Consider the following 17,101-nt stretch of genomic DNA (forward strand, 5'->3'; position numbering starts at 1 on the left):
ATCTTTAATCATCTCAATACTGACACGATATCTAGTTTGCGCTTGTCGAGACTTCTTGGCTGATCGCAGAGAACTGTCGAATCCATGGCTTTTGCGCCAGAATTTCTGAGGGTAATGAATCAATCGCTTGCTGAGCTTCTGCCCTTGTTTTAAAAGCTCCCCACAATACTCTATATCGAATTTTTCCTTCAATATCAGCAGGGTAGACATAGCTGTCGGCTAGATCGAGTGACCCTTGGAAGCTTTTAGCAGCAGCTTTTTCGGAGTGAGAAAATAACTGCAAACTATAGGTATCTTGCGAATGGGAAGACAACCATTGACTAAAGCTTTTAGAGACATTCGGCTGAGCTTTTACTACCGACTCTTTTTTTGCAACTTTTAAGGCAATTGACTCAATCGGGTCGGCTGACTCTGATGCCTCTTTAACCTCTTCAGACGTTAAACCTTTGGCAGTAGTCTTACCGTCCATAGCCTCTTCTGAAACGCTATTCTTTGCTACCTGTTCGACTTCTGTTGAGGGGTTCTTTAGAGCGCTGACCTCGTTACCATCAGCAGGCGTATTTTTTTCAGATTCTTGCTTCGCAACTCGATCTTCAGCCGTCTTGGTAGTATCAATAGGTAGCGATGAAGAGTCATCCGTTGGAATGTCGGCTGTTTTGACCTCTTCAACTTCATTTGTCGCATCCGGCCCTTCCTCATCCTCGGGCCCCCCCATGCTAATGGCAAGAAATATGATAAAAATCAATGCTGCGGCACCGAGTCCAGCAGTCATGTACCAACTTTTATTCGCTTTATCAAAGTTTTCACTGCTTTCATGACCGGAAAAAAGCTTACTCAAGTTCTTTTTTGCATGCTCAATGATCTCTTTAGGTAACCCCTCGCTTGAATACCAGATCGTGTCGCTCTGCATTTGCGAGACTTGAACATACTTGGGCTGATCCTGCAGTTGTTTTTGTAAAAACTCAAAGCAGTCCTCTTTTGAAAACAACGGCAGCTCAACTCGACGCTCCTCAAAAGCATCAACCCTTTCGCTGATACCCGGTTCTGCGAGTAAAAACCAGTAAATATTTTTAGTAGGGACTGTTAGCTTTTGCAGTAATAATGTTGAAGCCTCGTGAGCATCATCAATAATCACTAACATCGGCTTCTCTGGGTCTTTGGGAAGCTGCGCTTGGATTTGTTGAATCGTACTTAAAGGGTGAACTTGAACGATCTGGCAGTCGATATTTTCGTCTAAAACAAGCTTCTTCTCGAATATTCGGCCAAAGGCGGATTTGCCAGCCCCAAACTCTCCCTCCATCACCGCAAAACCACCGTTTGGCACCTGATATTTAATCAAGCTCATCAGTCGCTTCCAGCTTGAAGGCAGGAATAAGACTCGGTTGTGCTTCTCAAAAACGTTGGGATTCAGTGACTGTGAAAAAGCCATGCAAGACAGTGCCTTATACTATATTCATATCAAGATAGCCCACTAAGAAACGCTCGACATCTTGAACTTTAACGGAATGCTTTATAGTAACTTCACCGATAGATTTTGGCAAAACTAGAGTGAGATCTGCGTCAACATTCTTTTTATCCAGAGTCATTGCCTCCGCCAAAATAGTCGCATTTATGTGGTATTGTTCACTCTGAATGTTAATTGGAAGTCCAAAGCTCTCAATTAATCTCACGATTCGAACTGAGTCTTCACTAGGAAGCCCGAACATTTTAACAGCATATTCCGCAGCCATAGCGATGCCTACCGCAACTGCCTCACCATGTAATAACTCACCATACCCTAAACTTCTTTCAATCGCATGACCAAAAGTATGACCTAAATTTAGCCAAGCCCTAACGCCGGTTTCTTTCTCATCAAGGCTTACAATTTCAGCCTTAATCGCGCAAGAGCGCTCAATCATGGTAACCAAGATTTCTTCGTCATGCGAAAGGATCTTGCTGACGTTTGTCTCTAACCACTCAAAAAAGGTTACATCATAGAGTATGGCCGCTTTAACAATTTCAGCAATACCAGCTTTAAACTCTCTATCAGGCAATGTCGTTAGCGTATTTATATCAGTAATTACCCGACTTGGCTGATGGAAAGCCCCGATCAGGTTCTTTCCCTTGGGGTGATTAACAGCCGTTTTGCCGCCGACCGATGAATCTACCTGAGACAGTAAGGTCGTAGGTATTTGGAGAAAGCGTATTCCACGCTGATAAGTCGCTGCAGCGAAACCGGCCATATCACCAACAACGCCACCGCCCAATGCGATAAGCGTGGCATTACGGCGAAGTCCTGCATCTAGCATAGCATCGAGAATGTGTTGATAGCTTGCAAAAGATTTATGCTGCTCACCATCTTCCAGTAAAAATACTGAGCATTCATAACCTTTTAGGCTGGCTTGTAAAGTTTCAAGATAAAGAGGGGCCACTGTCTTATTGCTTACAATGAAAACTTGCTGCCCCTGAATAACAGGTGTGAAATGTTTATTCTGGGAAAGTAAGTCTTTCCCAATAAGTATTTGATAATCTAAGCTTTTTGATTGTAAGTGTAAATCAAGAGTTTTCAAAGCTCGACACTACGCAATCGGTTGTTCCATCAACTCAACGATCTCTTTAGCCACGGACTTAACAGAGCTAATATTTGTCGCCACTGTTAGGTCAGCAATTTCCGTATAGAGAGGTTCACGCTCTTTCATTAAAGATAACAACGTGTCTTTAGGGTTATTATTTTGAATCAAAGGACGGCGTTTATCACGACGAGTACGCTCCAACTGCTGCTCAATTGAGGTTTCTAAGTAGACAACAACACCTCGAGCAGCCAAATGGTTGCGGCTTTTATCGGACACGACAGCGCCACCACCTGTTGCGAGGACAATACCTTGTCTTTCGGTCAGTTCTTCAATGATTTTTTCTTCACGCACACGGAAGCCTTCCTCACCTTCAATATCGAATATCCAGTCGATAGGTGCTCCCGTACGCTCCTCAAGCTCGTGATCACTATCAACGAACTCAAGCTTTAAGATTTCAGCCAGCTGCTTACCAATGGTCGTTTTACCGGCTCCCATTGGTCCTACTAGGAAGATATTGCGCTTACCTTTCATTATTAACGTTGAACTCTTTAATTAACCAAATGTAAAAAACCAAAAACCCAGGCACGCGATTATACCCGGGTTTTTAGTATTTGGGTATGGCTGTCTAATATTTCAAGCCTTGTTTGATAATTTTCGGTGTAACGAAAATCAACAGCTCTTCTTTGGCGTTTTCTCTCGAAGTATTTCTAAATAACCAACCTAGAATAGGGATATCGCCTAGGAGTGGCACTTTGGTTTCATCCAACGTTACTCGATGCTGGAAAATGCCACCAAGTACAATCGTTTCACCGTTATTCACGAGGATTTGTGTTCCAATTTCCTGGGTATTAATTGCAGGAGCGCCGCCTACAGCCTGACCGTCTGCCGTTGTGAACACAACCTCTTCACCACGCGTATCTTGGCTAATCGATAGATCTAAGAATACACGACCGTCTGGTGTAATTTGCGGTGTTACTTTCAACTCTAAAACTGCTTCCTTAAACTGAATGTTAGAAGCACCTGATGAACCACCTTGTAAGTAAGGGATTTCTTCACCCGCTTTAATAAAGGCTTCTTTTTGGTTTGCAGTGATAACTTTAGGGCTGGCAACAACCTCACCACGGTTTTCTGCCTCAAGGGCTGATAACTCCATATCAACGATAATACCGTCGGCTAATCTTGCAAAGGACAAACCAAGGCTTCCAGCAGAATTCGATACAGGGAGATTAACATTAAACCCGCTGTTTTGTGTACGATCTCCAGTTACCGAACCATTAATTCGCCCAGCATCAAGCACAGTACCCGAGACACCAATCTCACCCGAGTTCATTGCATCACTAATACCAAAGCGAGCACCTAAATCTCGTGTAAAACCATCTGAGGCAGTTACAATTCGCGCTTCAATCAGCACCTGTTCAACTGGAATATCGAGTTGAGTGACTAGCCTTCTGACATCTTCTAACTTCGATGATACATCTTTAACAATTAGAGTATTCGTTCTAGCATCTACCGACACTGCACCTCGGTTAGACAAAATACCTATTGTTGGTTCATCACCACCGCCGCCAGAGCTTAAGAGTGCAGCCACTTCACCAGCTTTTGCATAATTAACTTGAATGAGCTCAGTTCGCAGTGGAGCCAATTCTTCTTGCTGCTTATTAGCTTCTAGCTCTTGTTGTTCACGTGCTGCTATCACATCCGCAGGGGCAATCATCATGACATTGCCATCTTGTCGTTTATCTAAGCCCTTAGACTTTAAAATGATATCTAAAGCCTGATCCCAAGGAACGTTGACAAGATTTAATGCCATTGAACCTTGAACATCATCACTGATGACGATGTTAACGCCCGCAAAGTCACCAAGGGTATGCAAGATGGCTTTTAGGTCCATATCTTGGAACTGTAGCGTTAATCGCTCGCCAGTATACTTAGGCTTTTCTCTTTCGCGACGTTCAATCTCTTGCTTAGTCAATGGTTTTAACTCGATGGTATAGAGATCATCAGCTTGGTATGCCAGATACTCAAAAGCATCATTGCCTCTTACCGTTAAACGTACATTGTCTCCACGTCTCGAGGTTTCAACCATTTGAGCAGGGGTTCCAAAATCTATGACGTCAAGTCGACGGATAAAGTTAGGATCAATGTCACTTCCAATAAAGTCTGCTATTACGGCTCGCCCTTCCTGTCTTAGATCAACGTTGACATTAGGCGCGCCCAAATTGACCAATACTCTAGCTTCGCCTTGAGTTCCTCGTCTGAAGTCCACTGCAGCAATATCATACTCAGAAGATGAGTAGCTCGATGTGGTGCTTGGTTTGCTTGATGAAGCAACCATATCACCTGAAGAGCCGGCATCTAGAGTAATTACATAATCAGTACCTTGAATCTGGCTATTATAGGTAACCAGTTCAGATAAATTGATTACTACACGTGTTCTATTCTGTGCTTCTATGGCAGTAATTGAGCCAACAGCCCCGATACCAATATTTTTAGTTTTGTAGTCCAAGCCAGAACCAACCCCGGAAAAGTCCATTGAAATTCTTGCCGGATTAGCTGTGGTGAACTCTTGTGGGGTAGGAGGAGTATCTGTGTAACTCAGTCGTACCATCAACTTGTCACCTGGTAGTACATTGTAGTCTATCGACTGCAATTGGCTGGCATGTACGCCCCAAGAAAACAGCATCGTTGCTGCCAATAAGGAACAGCTTTTCATAAACTTCTTCATCTTTGTCAACATAGTCGTTTTACCTAATTCTGACTTGTTTATCCGTTTTTCATTTATAATACGCATTACTCAACCCCTCACTGCCCTATCACTAGGTATTGTGTGCGGTTTTCCCAGCAACCCCTGCCATTGGGAACAATCGCTTCGATGGTGATTTGGTTACTATCAATCTGACTAATTTGCCCATTGTTTAAACCGATGTACTCACCAACATGAACAGGCTGAATGACACCAGCACTATCTCCACTAAGAATCTTAACTAAACCACGTAACTCTTTCTTATTCGCAATCATTCCTGCGTATTGTAGAGCATCTAAACCATACTTCTCCATTTCAAACTTTTGACGGTTTGGATCAGGGCGGACATCACTTTCGCAGTCCCCGTCAACCAACATAGAGCGAGACTCATGCTCGGGATCCAACTTGGCAAATGGGCTTCTTAAATCACTAGCTGAATAGGTGAAAGGTTCATATGCAACAACTTTCGGTATTGGTTCAATACTTTGCTTAGTCTCAGCTTTAATTTTTTCAATCTCTTGATCGAGCTTTTTCATACCATCATCTTCACAACCCGTTAAAGCTAGAAGCGATAAAAGGCCAGCCAGAAGGATGGTATTTTTTTGACTAAAATATTTCATGACTATCCCTCCTCTGACTCATAGCGGTATGTTTTCGCAAGCACGCTAAAGTTTAAATTTTCGTTGCCCTCAGTGTTCGCTCCAGAGCCCCCACGACTGCTACGCGCTTGCCCCTGCTGTGGGCTAATCTTAAAGCCATGCAAAGTGACTATTCGTGGCAATTTTGAGACACGGCTAACAAAATCTGCAATTTGGTGGTAGCTGCCAGTAGCCACGATTTCAATTGGCTTCTCAATATAAAACTGCTTTTTTGTTTCATCGAGATACTTATGTGAAAGTAACTCAACTCCAGCTCCCGATGCCGCGTAAGAAATCTCATCCAGTAAGCCAGGAATCTCTGTATTTTTAGGAAGCTGCTCAAGAAGGCCTTTAAACGTTTCCTTCATTTCAGCCATTTGCTCACGATAAGCGTCAAGGTTCACGGCTTTTTCATACTCACGCTTATAGTCAGCAAGTAATTGCTCTTGTTGTCTGGCCTTAGATTCTAGCTCACTAATTTGCTCGCTCGTATTAAAGTAATAACCTAGCCCTAATACTATTAACATGGCGATAAGTATGAATACAATACGACCAGGAAGAGGCCAAGAACCAATATTATTGAAGTCTTGATATTGACTTAAATCAGCCATTACTTGCCCTCCTCTGGTTTATCTTTACCAGGAATCACTTGCTTAGCTTCAAGCGTAAAGTTTTGAGCTGGCAAGCCTTTTGTCTGCTTTTGAACATCTTTCAAAGCACTGGTGTTTAATCGCTCAGAGCTATCCATCTTGCGCATAAACTCAGAAATTCGAGGGTTGGTTTCTCCCTGCCCCGTGAACACTAATTTATGCTCCGTTGTTTGTTTAGCCGTGACAGGCATTTCAATACGCTGCCACGTTGACAAGTTAATGCCTTCTGGCGTTACGCGAACCAATTCATCAAACATCCGAACCACTTCTGGACGGCTTTGTTGCAAGTCAGTAATCAGGTCCATTCGCTTAAGCAACTCTTCTTTTTCTTTTTTAAGCTTTTCAATTTCTTGAGTACGCTTTTTCAGAATGCCAATTTCCGTATTGAGCTTATCAATACGCGCATCTTGGGCATCTATTCTGGCTGACATCACCTGATTTACCATAAACCAAATTAAACCGGCCAATAAAAGCATTAGGGCAAAAGTTAGCCAAAACTCTTTATTTCGCTCTTGGCGTAACTCTTCACGCCAATCTAATAAGTTAATACGAGCCATTAGTCAAAACTCCTTAACGCTAGTCCACAGCTTATCATCATTGCTGGTGCATCAGCACTTAACGCTTGTGTGTTCACATGAGACGAAATTGACATATCGGCAAACGGGTTGGCAACACGAGTGGGTGTTCCAAGGTGCTCTTGAATCATCGTGTCCAACCCATCGATTGAGGCACAACCACCAGCCAAAATCACTTCGTTGACCGAACTGAACTCGCTGGCAGAGAAGAAAAACTGCAACGCACGACCGACCTGCTGCGTGATAATTTCAGCAAAAGGCATCAAGACCTCAGTCTCGTAATCATCAGGCAAGCTGCCTTGTTTCTTAGCTAAACCGGCTTCTTGATAAGAAAGCCCGTAGCGGCTTTGAATCTCTTCTGTTAATTGGTTACCGCCGAACAACTGCTCACGGTTATAGATAACTTGACCATTCTGTAGGACGTTAAGGCTTGTCATCGTTGCACCGATATCAATAATCGCCACAATAGCGTCGTCCAAATGTTCAATCGTTTTCTTTTTTGTTAACTGATAAGCACGCTCAATGGCGTATGCTTCAATATCAACGATTTTTGGCGTTAAGCCAGCAATATCGAGCGCATCAACACGAGTATCTACGTTCACACTTCGAGACGCGGCTAGCAATACATCAACTAAGTTATCGTCCGTGGCTGAATCACCAAGGACTTCAAAATCCAAGTTGACTTCTTCCAGAGGATACGGAATGTATTGATCTGCTTCGACTTTAATAACGTCTTCCATCTCTTGATCAGAAAGACCTTTCTCCATTTGAATGGAGCGAGTGATTACTGCGGAGCCAGAAACTGCTACAGCGGCATCTTTAGTTTTAGCGCTGGCTTTCTGCACAGCTTTTTTAATTGCATTACCCACTGCTTCAGTATCACGAATATCGCGTTCGACCACAGCGCCTTGCGGTAATGGCTCGACGGAATATCTATCAACGCGATAGCGTCCGCCTGACTTACCAAGCTGCAAAACCTTGACTGCAGTGGAGCTGATATCGATACCTATCACTGGTACTTGTTTGTTTTTGAATAACCCCAGAACCATAAATCCTATGCCTCATTAAGTTGGTTCAACAAAGTCCATTTGCTCGTTTTATCTTAATTGATCTCTAAGACATGTCCCCAAAAAAGTGCTTATAAATCCACAATAAAGTTAAACTTTTTTGTTAACTAACACTTCTAAGATACTATATTTACACTGATTTACAAAAAAATTCAGCCTTTTTTTTTAGAAAAGGTATACTGGTGCTCAATTCATAAAGCAGCTACAACGCTTCACAATAAATCTTTCTTATAAAATGACCATCTATATATTGAAGAAATTGGCCCTATTTGTGATTTTTATCACAATATTTGTGGTTATGACGATTCTTGGTGCTTTTCTCTATGCGACTCCGCAAGTGCCAGAAATAGACTCTTTGAAGAATGTAAAATTACAAACCCCAATGAGGATCTTCACGGAAGATGGCAAAATTATCGGTGAGTTTGGTGACGTTAGACGTGAGCCGGTTAGTTTTGAGCAGATCCCTGACAACTTCATCAATGCATTGATTTCAACCGAAGATCAGCGCTTTTATGAACACAGCGGCGTCGATTTCAAGGGCCTATTACGTGTCATGAAGGTAGCGCTTACTACCGGTGAATTCTCAGAAGGTGCCAGTACTTTAACCATGCAGACGGCGCGTAACATGTTCCTAACGCGTGACCAACGTCTTAAACGAAAATTGATCGAGATGTTTCTAGCTGTGCGCATGGAACAGGAGTTATCCAAAGAGCAAATCCTTGAACTTTATACCAACAAGGTTCATTTCAGCCACCGCGCTTACGGCTTAGCCGCCGCCTCCGAAGTTTACTACGGCAAGCACCTCAGCGAGTTAACCTTACCAGAAGCGGCAATGATGGCCGGACTACTAAAAGGTGAGTCAGCTTATAACCCTATCTCGAACCCTGAGCGTGCACTGGGGCGTCGTAACCTCGTGCTGAGTCGAATGCTTGGCGAAGGTTATATTGATCAAGATATCTACCAGCTCGCAGTAGAAACCCCGCTCAGTGCTAAAAAGCACGGGGCAGACTTAGACATTAATGCGGCTTATGTCGCTGAGATGGTCAGGTTGGATGTGATTAATCGCTTTGGGCGTGACATTGCATACAACCATGGATTGGATATTGTTACCACCATCAACTCGAACCATCAAAAGATTGCTAATCAGGCCCTGAGAGAGGGGCTTCTTGAGTATGATCGACGTCATGGTTATAAAGGACCTGAACTACAAATAGAAGACTTTGCCAACACAGACACTCGACAACTGCTCCAGATTCTCAGTGATACGCCAGTAATCGCCAATCTTCAGCCAGCCATCGTATTAGAGGTTGAAGAGCAAAGCATCACAGTCTTAAATCGCCAAGGGCAAGAAATAACCATTGATTGGGCGGGCCTAGAATGGGCAGCAAAGTTTATCAGCGACAGCCGCATTGGCAGCAAACCCGAGATCGCTGCCGAGGTCGCGACAGCTGGTGATCTGGTGCGAATTCTAAACGTCGACGGTGAAAAGTGGCAGTTAAGCCAAATTCCCGAGGCCTCTGCGGGTTTTGTATCCATTCGCTCAAAAGACGGTGGCATCACTTCCTTAGTTGGTGGCTTTGACTACTCAACCAACAAATTTAACCTCGTCACACAAGCCCGACGCCAACCAGGATCAAACATCAAACCTTTTATTTATGGTGCTGCGTTCGCCAAAGGCTTTACCCCTGCGAGCTTGGTCAACGATGCCCCTTACGTCAAAGTGAATAATGAAATTGACGAAGTTTGGCGCCCACAAAACGACAATCTTAAATACAATGGGCCTACACGGCTTCGAGTAGGTCTAAAACGCTCGATCAACACCATTTCGACACGCTTGATTGACAGCATAGGTCCAGCGTACGCCGAAGACTTTTTAGTCAAGATCGGCTTACCTGATGAACACATGAATCCCTACCAGTCATTGGCCCTAGGTACAGCGAGCTTTACGCCACTCGAAATGGCAACGGCTTATGCGGTGCTGGCCAACGGCGGCTACCAAGTCGAACCTTATTACATCGACCAAGTCACCACTTCCTACGGTGATATTTTATATCAAGCAACGCCTAAAGTGGTTTGTGACGAGTGCGAGCAAATTCGTATTAATAATCAGATCCGTAACGCGAAATACAATCCTGAAATTCGCAATTACCCAGAGTTACCACTGCCAGAGAACAAAATTGCTCAGGAAGTTATCGACCCGCGTGACGCTTTCATCCTTTATGACATGATGAAAGATGTCATTCATAGCGGTACGGCAACCACGCAACTGCGCCGTCGTAACAGCTCACTACTGGAACGTCACGACTTAGCTGGTAAAACGGGTACCGCGAATGATTACAAGGATGCTTGGTTCTCAGGCTTCAATGATAAACTCGTCGCTAGCGCATGGATGGGGTTCTCTGACCATCGCCGCAGTCTGGGGCGTTATGAGTATGGTGGCAAGGCAGCCCTGCCTATCTGGGCTTCATTTATGGAAAAAGCTCTATCAGGCGTGCCTGAGCAAGAAATTATTCAGCCGCCTGGAGTGGTGTCCGCTAAAATCGATCCAGAAACGGGTAAGCTAGCCGCTTTAGGTCAACAAAATGCCATATTTGAATATTTCCGTGACGATAATATTCCTTCCGAAGTCAGCCAGGCTACTACCGACTACGGGCAACTCTACAATGGCAATGGTTCAGAAGAGTCGAACCAAGCACCACAAGATCTCGATCAAGAGCAGCTCGATCAACTGATAGACTCGCTACAAGAAGGGGAACAGGAAATAGAGCAGGAGGACGATACGCCACAACCTGAGCCTGAAGCAGAATCTATTTTCTAGCCGCCCTACTGTAATTCCAGACACAAATCCCAGGCACAAAAAAAGCACCGTGAAGGTGCTTTTTTTGTATTGATAATATCTCGTAAGATATGTCTCGTAAGTGCTGTAGCGATTACTTGTTAAGTGAACGGCTACCGAAACGCTTACGGAAACGATCAACACGACCGCCTGAATCAACCATTTTCTGCTTACCAGTATAGAATGGGTGACATTCAGAACATACGTCCAAGCTGATGTCAGCGCCAGCTGAACCAACTTCAATAACGTTGCCACAACTGCACGTTGCTTTGATCGCTTTGTATTCTGGGTGGATACCTTGTTTCATAATTCATCTCTCTTCATTGGAGTCGCCATTTGGGCTATAGCGCTAACCTCAATCATTAGAAGCCTGCTACGCCAAACACCACTCAAATATTTAGGAAGCGCGATCATACGCGCCATCACCACTAAGATCAAGTATTGAGCCCTTGATTTCTAGGCTCCGATATTACTTTGCTGGGATAGTCAGATTGACATCGAACAGGAAGTCACCAGTAATCTCAAAATCTCGCTGAGACACAACATTTCCTTGATTATCAATGGCCTGTAGCCGATAACGGCCATTAACTAAGCCATCGACTCGGAAGTAGCCAAACTGATCGCTATAGGTCGTCGTCATCACTTCATCATCAGCGCTCAGAAGCACTACTTTATGATTCAGAGCTGGCTCACCATCAGTCGCTATAACTTGTCCGGCTGCGCTGTATTTTGCCTGTACATCAAAATCAATACGCGTCACGGCAGAGGAGCCCACTTCAACGATGTAGCTTTGACTATCCGGCACTAACTCAATCGGCAAAAACTCTCCATCCAATGACACCCTGTGTATCCCCGGTGTCACCCGCTCTAGGTAAAAGGTACAGTCCTGTACCGGCACTTTATAATTAATACCGTTAATCAACACACTAACATGCTCAATATCACACTGATCACTGCCAGTGTTCAAGGTGCCAGCAATCGTCCCTTGCGTGTCATAACTGTTACGACGAGTCGCTGGAACAAGCCGATCTCCTGCAATCGCAAAATCCATTGAAATCCGTGCAAATGCTGAAAAGCCGCCATCAAACTGCGGATCGGCATTACGCAAACGCAAATCAAGGAATACCCCAGACATCACTTGTGTTCGATATTCTGCAAAAAATCCAGCACCATACTGATTGGAGTGATTAAACTCAAAACGGAAACGGTCATAACGGGTCCAATCCTCCGGCTGCCAATAAAAACCAGCCGCGGACTCAATGATAGTATTTTGGTAGTTTCTGTCTCCAATCGTACCTTTGTACATGCGCCCCGACATGTAACCTTGATACCTTGGATTAAAGCTGTGGTCAAAGCGAATGGTTTGCTCATCCGGCTTATGCGTCACGCGAAAGCGCGAGTCCTCATCTGGACGATAGTACAACTCAGTACGATAAGAGCCGTCAAAATCCGGTCTCATCGCAACTGATAAGTGATTGGTCGGGCTGTAAAATACACCCGGCTTAACAAAACTGACTCTATCTTCGTCAATACCGCGATCTTGGTAGCGCCCGATTAACTCCAACCGTAAACTGGGATCGGGCGTATAGTAGAAGTAACCGTTAGCTGTCGTCGTATCGGTAACCTCTTGTTCAGAGAAGCCAGCTTCTTGCTCGCGAACGAAGGTCGTCAAACGCCAGCTCTCTCCGGTGCCATCCAACTCCAACTGCTGTGTAGTCGCATCATTACGCCAAGCACTTCGATAAGCACCCACAAAATGACTGCCAAGTGACGAAGCAATACCAGCCGTTTTGGTGTCAACCTCATCCAACAAATAGCCCGCTTCCACCGTCGTCTCGTCGGTTAAACCGTAGCGATACAGGAACATCCCGGCCTCGCCTTCATCATCAAAGTCAGGATCTAACCAATTACCCTTTTTACCCAAAGCAGCGCTGGTGACCATTTGCCCTTTATTCAACAAACTGTCGGAGCTCACTCGGGTTTTGTTTTGACGCTCAAGCTCTGTTCGGTTCACGGCATCAAGAATAACCACCTCTATCTCATTAAAGAGTCCTGACTCAGATCGCACTTCGCCGAAGTCATAAGTCCCATCCAAACGCACAAAGGTTTCACCCACCACCTGATTATTGACATACAGTTGAGCGATAGCGCCCGGCTCTGCGGTTCCACGAATCTTTTGCACCGAAGAACCCAGCTCCCTGAAAAAGCGGGATTGGCTGATATCCTGATAAGGGTCGTATGGAATGTCTTGATTACTATAAAAATACTGTGCGCCTGTCACCGTCACCGTTGGCGCGACGACCGAAGGACTAATGGTTTGTTTGCCCAACAGCCATTGCGAGCGCTCAGTACGTTTTAACCAAAAGTACTCATCTAAGCGCCAATCGCTTCCCGCTGACTTTTCAGCCTCGATCAACCACGAGCCGCCCGCAGCAGCACCACTACCAAGGATGTCACTACGCTCGCTTTGAGGCTCAAAATCCAGAGGCCCGCCTTCCTTTTTAGCATCGACTTCATGCGATAAGCGGAATTGGCGTAAACTGAAGCTATCAGGGCGGTAATCGATACTGTCTTCTGGAACCGTTCTGGCAGTGGGCTGTTGTTTCTTTTCATCGCCCCATGGTGGAACAAAGGTTAAAGCATATTTCGTTGGATCAAAACGGCCATTAACCCTGAGGTATTCATTAAGAACACTTAACCCCATCCAAAGCTGGCCATCAATACGATAGGTATGACGAGCGGATATTTCAACAGTGGCCCCAGGAACTGTCACCGTCAAAATTCCCTGCTCTAACTCAAAGCTAGCGCCAATGACGGGAAACACTTGCTCTATAGGAATTAAGTAGTCGGTTTCAGATTTAACAATATCAAGCGCAATCAGCTCTTTGCCACGAACTTCCAGTCCTACCAGAATCTTTTCGTAACCGAACGAATGTCCAGAGGCGGAACCGCTTGCTTCCCAGGCATTTTGAAAGAGCCCACTATCGAGTTGGCGGGGGCTATGATAAGCCAAGTAAGCTTCTTCATTCTCAACGTTTTGCCGCGGGGCCGGTTTTGCCCAGGCACACAGAGGCAAGCCTAAACAGGCAATCCCTATGATTAACTGTGTCCCTAATCGTGGCATGGCTATCTACTTATCTTTTTGAACTCGATAGACTTTTTCGTAAAGAGTGCCCGCAACATCGACCTTGATTGCTAACAAATACTCTTCCGGCAATTGACTATCTGGCCGCTCATTCATGGGCAGAGCGACATCCACCGTCCGACGCTCTCCAGCAAAAACAGGTTTTGATGATATTTTGCCCGATGCTAAAGGCTTATCGCCTTTAACTTCACCAGTTTCAACATTAAGTCGCTGTAAGATTTGCCCGTCTGCGTCATCGCTCTTTTCAAGGATAAAAAAGTAGCCTCCCGGTCTGACGTAAGCGTTGCCAGAGCTTGTAATATCAAAACTCAATGACTGGCTTGTCTTATCGTAGGCCAGCGAGTGCAAAGTCGCTTCACGCTTAACATCACCAAAGAAAGCGTAAACTGGTACACCAATATTGAACTGAACATTAACACCTTTAGCTTCTGCAGAGGGCACTTGCCTAAAAAAGACCATGGCACGATGCTCACCGTCTTCTGGCTTTGCTTTAGGTCTAATCGCCATCCGCACGGTTTGTTGGCCTTTTGGCGGAACCGTCAACCGAACTGGATTAATGATTAACCATTGATCGAGACTTTGCGGCGTTGGCGGTAAGGCTCTGTAATTATTGTGCTCATCAAAGTCCCAGTTCTGAACCGAAACTTCAACCTGTAAAGGTCTTGCTCCTAAATTTAAAACCGTCACGCTCTGCGTCCCTTTCACCGCTTCGGGTTCAATCACAACACGAGACGGAGAAATCGCTAACTGCGGTTGTAGGCTCGATTGCTCAGCAGCATTCACTGCTGTAACACTTAACAATAATAAGGTGACATAAATGGTGTTCACTAATTGAGTCATGTATAGAACCTTCTCTACGGCAGTCTAAAACCTAGCTTAGGGACAAAGTGATGGGTTAGCAGTACTATTATGGTGTAAGGAAATGGTCACATCCGCTTTGTAGGCACCAGCATCTATCGCTTGTGATAGATCTAAGGTTAATATAACCCTACCTTCAGCGAAGATAACTCGACCATTTTTTCTTCGAGTATGGGCAACGTTAGTTTGTACATTCAGGATATCCAGACAGGAATTACTACTCGAACAAATTTTGTCAGGGCCACCCATTGAATTAAATTGATAGTCAGCGACAATACTGCCTTTCAATTTATCTTTGTTTTCAGCGGATAACTGCCATACCCAGTCAGCGCTCTCAGCAACCACTAGGCCTGAAGACATCGCATTAATATCAAACGAAATGTTTAAGTCCACCCGTTGATTGATCAGGGTATTATTTTGAGTTGCTGACAAAGCAGAAGATTGCTCGGGGCCACCACCGTTAACACCAGAAACTTCAGCTCGGGACACCGAGTCCGCGAACTGGTTACCAGCACAACTAATAGCGCCTTCAGCCTGAGGTAATAAAAAGCCGATGGCCAGTACAAAAAAAGCCGAACGCAAAAGGCTCGGCTTTTTCCGTAAACTATTCATCACTCTTCTCGATAATCGAGTTGAATTACGAACCAGTTACAGTGATAGTGTAGTTAGCTTGTAGCAAGCCATCATCCAAATCACTAGACGTTAAATCAACATCAAACGAAACATCACCTGCTGTCGCTGTCATTGAAGGCGTACCCGTTGCTGGTGAAATAACCAAGTTTGAAACTGCTGATTCACTGCCGTTATCAGTAACAGAGGCGTTAAAAGTACCGTAACCTAGCGCACGTACTGCCCAGCTGTTTTGGATTGCGATGTTTGCCGTTGTACCAGTAGCTGCAGGTGTAATACCTAAATCAACAGCACCAGAAGCAATTGAACCAGCTTCAGCAGCAGTGATGGCTGAAGCACAGTCATCAGTCGTACAGTTAGCATCCAATAAGGCTGCAAACTCACCCGCAGCGAAATCTAAGTCAATGTCTGTGTACGCGTATAAAATCAATACGTCAGGAATTGTGACATCAACATCTACGTCTAAGTTAGCCGCTTGTGAAGATGTTGAAGCGATAAACCCCGTAGCTAGTCCTACTAAAAACAGAGATTTTTTTAAGAAATTCATATTACTCCCCTATAAAATTTAAATTGCTTACCAAGCAATGGATGTGAACTCTATCACACATATTGCTCAAAATGTAAGTCATATCTGCATTTTTTTGATCACTTTTTAATCAGATATGCATTGCAACCCTTTGAAAGCAGCATAGATCAACAAGTTACAGAAATATCTGATATAATCTGCGGTAACTCTAAAGGTTTCATTTATGCATTACAAGGGGGTGTAGGGATAAAAGCTGTATAAATTTTCGACAAATGCTGACATTTTTTGTCACTTTTATCGATTTGCGGCTCAACTGAAAGAGCTGTTATTGTCTTTATTGAAGGGTATGCTGATAGAGAAGACGTAAAAAAAGCGGCCTAAGCCGCTTAAGATTACCTATTATTGCTTTTATAACTCGTTATTCTTATTAATCTTTCCCCATATCGAATAAAGCTTTAATAGCGACAATCAAAGTAGCGGCTCCGACCATATAACCAATATTGTGCATTATATTGCCAATAATGTTACCTACACCGGCGAAGCTATTGAGCGCATCTTCTAAAGGATAGATCGCTGTTGAAGCCATTAAAAATGCTATACAAGCAATAAGGAACCCCTTAGTTTCACTGCCAGATACATTCAGCAAGCCGACAACCAACCCAATCACCACCAATAATAGCGGAAACCAGCTGACCTCAATGAAGGCACCAATAACAGCTACAGCTAGTCCAGCCAAAAACGCTATACCACCTATTTTCATACAACTCCCCTCCTCACTTGATTAGAATTAGTATATCTTGTTCTTTTATTGTTTTTGCATTAGAAAATCTTGTTAGAGCCATACACTATCAGATATTCTTACAATCACAAGTCCGACCAGG

Annotated in this window: 15 protein-coding genes; 1 reads left to right on the forward strand and 14 read right to left on the reverse strand. The window is 44.3% G+C overall.

Features of this window, described 5'->3' with window-relative positions; genetic code table 11:
• Positions 1–31: 31 nt before the first annotated feature.
• The 8 genes from ABD943_RS04345 to ABD943_RS04380 form a co-directional block, all read right to left on the reverse strand.
• The gene (locus tag ABD943_RS04345; RefSeq protein ID WP_345291950.1) at positions 32–1,429 is read right to left on the reverse strand and encodes an SPOR domain-containing protein; all 1,398 of its coding nucleotides are present in this window, start codon (positions 1,427–1,429) and stop codon (positions 32–34) included.
• Positions 1,430–1,442: 13 nt separating this feature from the next.
• Positions 1,443–2,549 (reverse strand): 3-dehydroquinate synthase, encoded by a 1,107-nt coding sequence (gene aroB / locus ABD943_RS04350; protein WP_345291951.1) that lies wholly within the window; start codon positions 2,547–2,549, stop codon positions 1,443–1,445.
• A gap of 9 nt (positions 2,550–2,558) precedes the next feature.
• Positions 2,559–3,083 (reverse strand): shikimate kinase AroK, encoded by a 525-nt coding sequence (gene aroK / locus ABD943_RS04355; RefSeq protein ID WP_345291952.1) that lies wholly within the window; start codon positions 3,081–3,083, stop codon positions 2,559–2,561.
• Between the two features lie 94 nt (positions 3,084–3,177).
• Positions 3,178–5,265 (reverse strand): type IV pilus secretin PilQ, encoded by a 2,088-nt coding sequence (locus ABD943_RS04360; RefSeq protein ID WP_345291953.1) that lies wholly within the window; start codon positions 5,263–5,265, stop codon positions 3,178–3,180.
• Between the two features lie 89 nt (positions 5,266–5,354).
• Positions 5,355–5,915, reverse strand: coding sequence for a pilus assembly protein PilP (locus ABD943_RS04365; protein ID WP_345291954.1), 561 nt, complete (start codon positions 5,913–5,915; stop codon positions 5,355–5,357).
• Between the two features lie 2 nt (positions 5,916–5,917).
• On the reverse strand, positions 5,918–6,544 hold the full coding sequence (locus ABD943_RS04370) for a type IV pilus inner membrane component PilO (protein WP_345291955.1): 627 nt from the start codon (positions 6,542–6,544) through the stop codon (positions 5,918–5,920).
• Positions 6,544–7,140, reverse strand: coding sequence for a PilN domain-containing protein (locus ABD943_RS04375; protein WP_345291956.1), 597 nt, complete (start codon positions 7,138–7,140; stop codon positions 6,544–6,546). Before ABD943_RS04375 ends, ABD943_RS04370 begins: the two co-directional genes overlap by 1 nt.
• Positions 7,140–8,207, reverse strand: a complete 1,068-nt coding sequence (locus ABD943_RS04380) for a pilus assembly protein PilM (protein ID WP_345291957.1) — start codon at positions 8,205–8,207, stop codon at positions 7,140–7,142. Before ABD943_RS04380 ends, ABD943_RS04375 begins: the two co-directional genes overlap by 1 nt.
• A gap of 289 nt (positions 8,208–8,496) precedes the next feature.
• Here ABD943_RS04380 and ABD943_RS04385 point away from each other — a divergent pair, with 289 nt between their 5' ends.
• The gene (locus tag ABD943_RS04385) at positions 8,497–11,043 is read left to right on the forward strand and encodes a penicillin-binding protein 1A (protein WP_345291958.1); all 2,547 of its coding nucleotides are present in this window, start codon (positions 8,497–8,499) and stop codon (positions 11,041–11,043) included.
• A 112-nt stretch (positions 11,044–11,155) separates the two neighbouring features.
• On the opposite strand, the gene rpmE is transcribed toward ABD943_RS04385, so the two are convergent.
• From rpmE to ABD943_RS04415, 6 genes are all read right to left on the reverse strand, one after another.
• Complete coding sequence (gene rpmE, locus ABD943_RS04390; protein WP_345291959.1) at positions 11,156–11,368, reverse strand: 50S ribosomal protein L31; 213 nt, start codon at positions 11,366–11,368, stop codon at positions 11,156–11,158.
• A gap of 162 nt (positions 11,369–11,530) precedes the next feature.
• A complete protein-coding gene (locus ABD943_RS04395; RefSeq protein WP_345291960.1) occupies positions 11,531–14,185 on the reverse strand; it encodes a hypothetical protein in 2,655 nt (884 codons plus the stop codon).
• Between the two features lie 6 nt (positions 14,186–14,191).
• On the reverse strand, positions 14,192–15,046 hold the full coding sequence (locus ABD943_RS04400) for a fimbrial biogenesis chaperone (RefSeq protein ID WP_345291961.1): 855 nt from the start codon (positions 15,044–15,046) through the stop codon (positions 14,192–14,194).
• Between the two features lie 36 nt (positions 15,047–15,082).
• On the reverse strand, positions 15,083–15,676 hold the full coding sequence (locus ABD943_RS04405) for a hypothetical protein (protein ID WP_345291962.1): 594 nt from the start codon (positions 15,674–15,676) through the stop codon (positions 15,083–15,085).
• Between the two features lie 25 nt (positions 15,677–15,701).
• On the reverse strand, positions 15,702–16,241 hold the full coding sequence (locus tag ABD943_RS04410; protein WP_345291963.1) for a hypothetical protein: 540 nt from the start codon (positions 16,239–16,241) through the stop codon (positions 15,702–15,704).
• Positions 16,242–16,647: 406 nt separating this feature from the next.
• On the reverse strand, positions 16,648–16,980 hold the full coding sequence (locus tag ABD943_RS04415) for a hypothetical protein (RefSeq protein WP_345291964.1): 333 nt from the start codon (positions 16,978–16,980) through the stop codon (positions 16,648–16,650).
• Positions 16,981–17,101: the final 121 nt, after the last annotated feature.

Source organism: Kangiella marina, from assembly GCF_039541235.1.
GTDB classification, from domain to species: Bacteria; Pseudomonadota; Gammaproteobacteria; order Enterobacterales; family Kangiellaceae; genus Kangiella; species Kangiella marina.

Coding starts and splice junctions, on each gene's coding strand:
- ABD943_RS04415 (WP_345291964.1), bottom strand. CDS start 16,980: ATGAAAATAGGTGGTATAGCGTTTTTGGCTGGACTAGCTGTAGCTGTT.
- ABD943_RS04370 (WP_345291955.1), bottom strand. CDS start 6,544: ATGGCTGATTTAAGTCAATATCAAGACTTCAATAATATTGGTTCTTGG.
- ABD943_RS04405 (WP_345291962.1), bottom strand. CDS start 15,676: ATGAATAGTTTACGGAAAAAGCCGAGCCTTTTGCGTTCGGCTTTTTTT.
- ABD943_RS04400 (WP_345291961.1), bottom strand. CDS start 15,046: ATGACTCAATTAGTGAACACCATTTATGTCACCTTATTATTGTTAAGT.
- ABD943_RS04410 (WP_345291963.1), bottom strand. CDS start 16,241: ATGAATTTCTTAAAAAAATCTCTGTTTTTAGTAGGACTAGCTACGGGG.
- aroK (WP_345291952.1), bottom strand. CDS start 3,083: ATGAAAGGTAAGCGCAATATCTTCCTAGTAGGACCAATGGGAGCCGGT.
- ABD943_RS04360 (WP_345291953.1), bottom strand. CDS start 5,265: ATGAAAAGCTGTTCCTTATTGGCAGCAACGATGCTGTTTTCTTGGGGC.
- ABD943_RS04365 (WP_345291954.1), bottom strand. CDS start 5,915: ATGAAATATTTTAGTCAAAAAAATACCATCCTTCTGGCTGGCCTTTTA.
- rpmE (WP_345291959.1), bottom strand. CDS start 11,368: ATGAAACAAGGTATCCACCCAGAATACAAAGCGATCAAAGCAACGTGC.
- ABD943_RS04395 (WP_345291960.1), bottom strand. CDS start 14,185: ATGCCACGATTAGGGACACAGTTAATCATAGGGATTGCCTGTTTAGGC.
- ABD943_RS04345 (WP_345291950.1), bottom strand. CDS start 1,429: ATGGCTTTTTCACAGTCACTGAATCCCAACGTTTTTGAGAAGCACAAC.
- ABD943_RS04375 (WP_345291956.1), bottom strand. CDS start 7,140: ATGGCTCGTATTAACTTATTAGATTGGCGTGAAGAGTTACGCCAAGAG.
- ABD943_RS04380 (WP_345291957.1), bottom strand. CDS start 8,207: ATGGTTCTGGGGTTATTCAAAAACAAACAAGTACCAGTGATAGGTATC.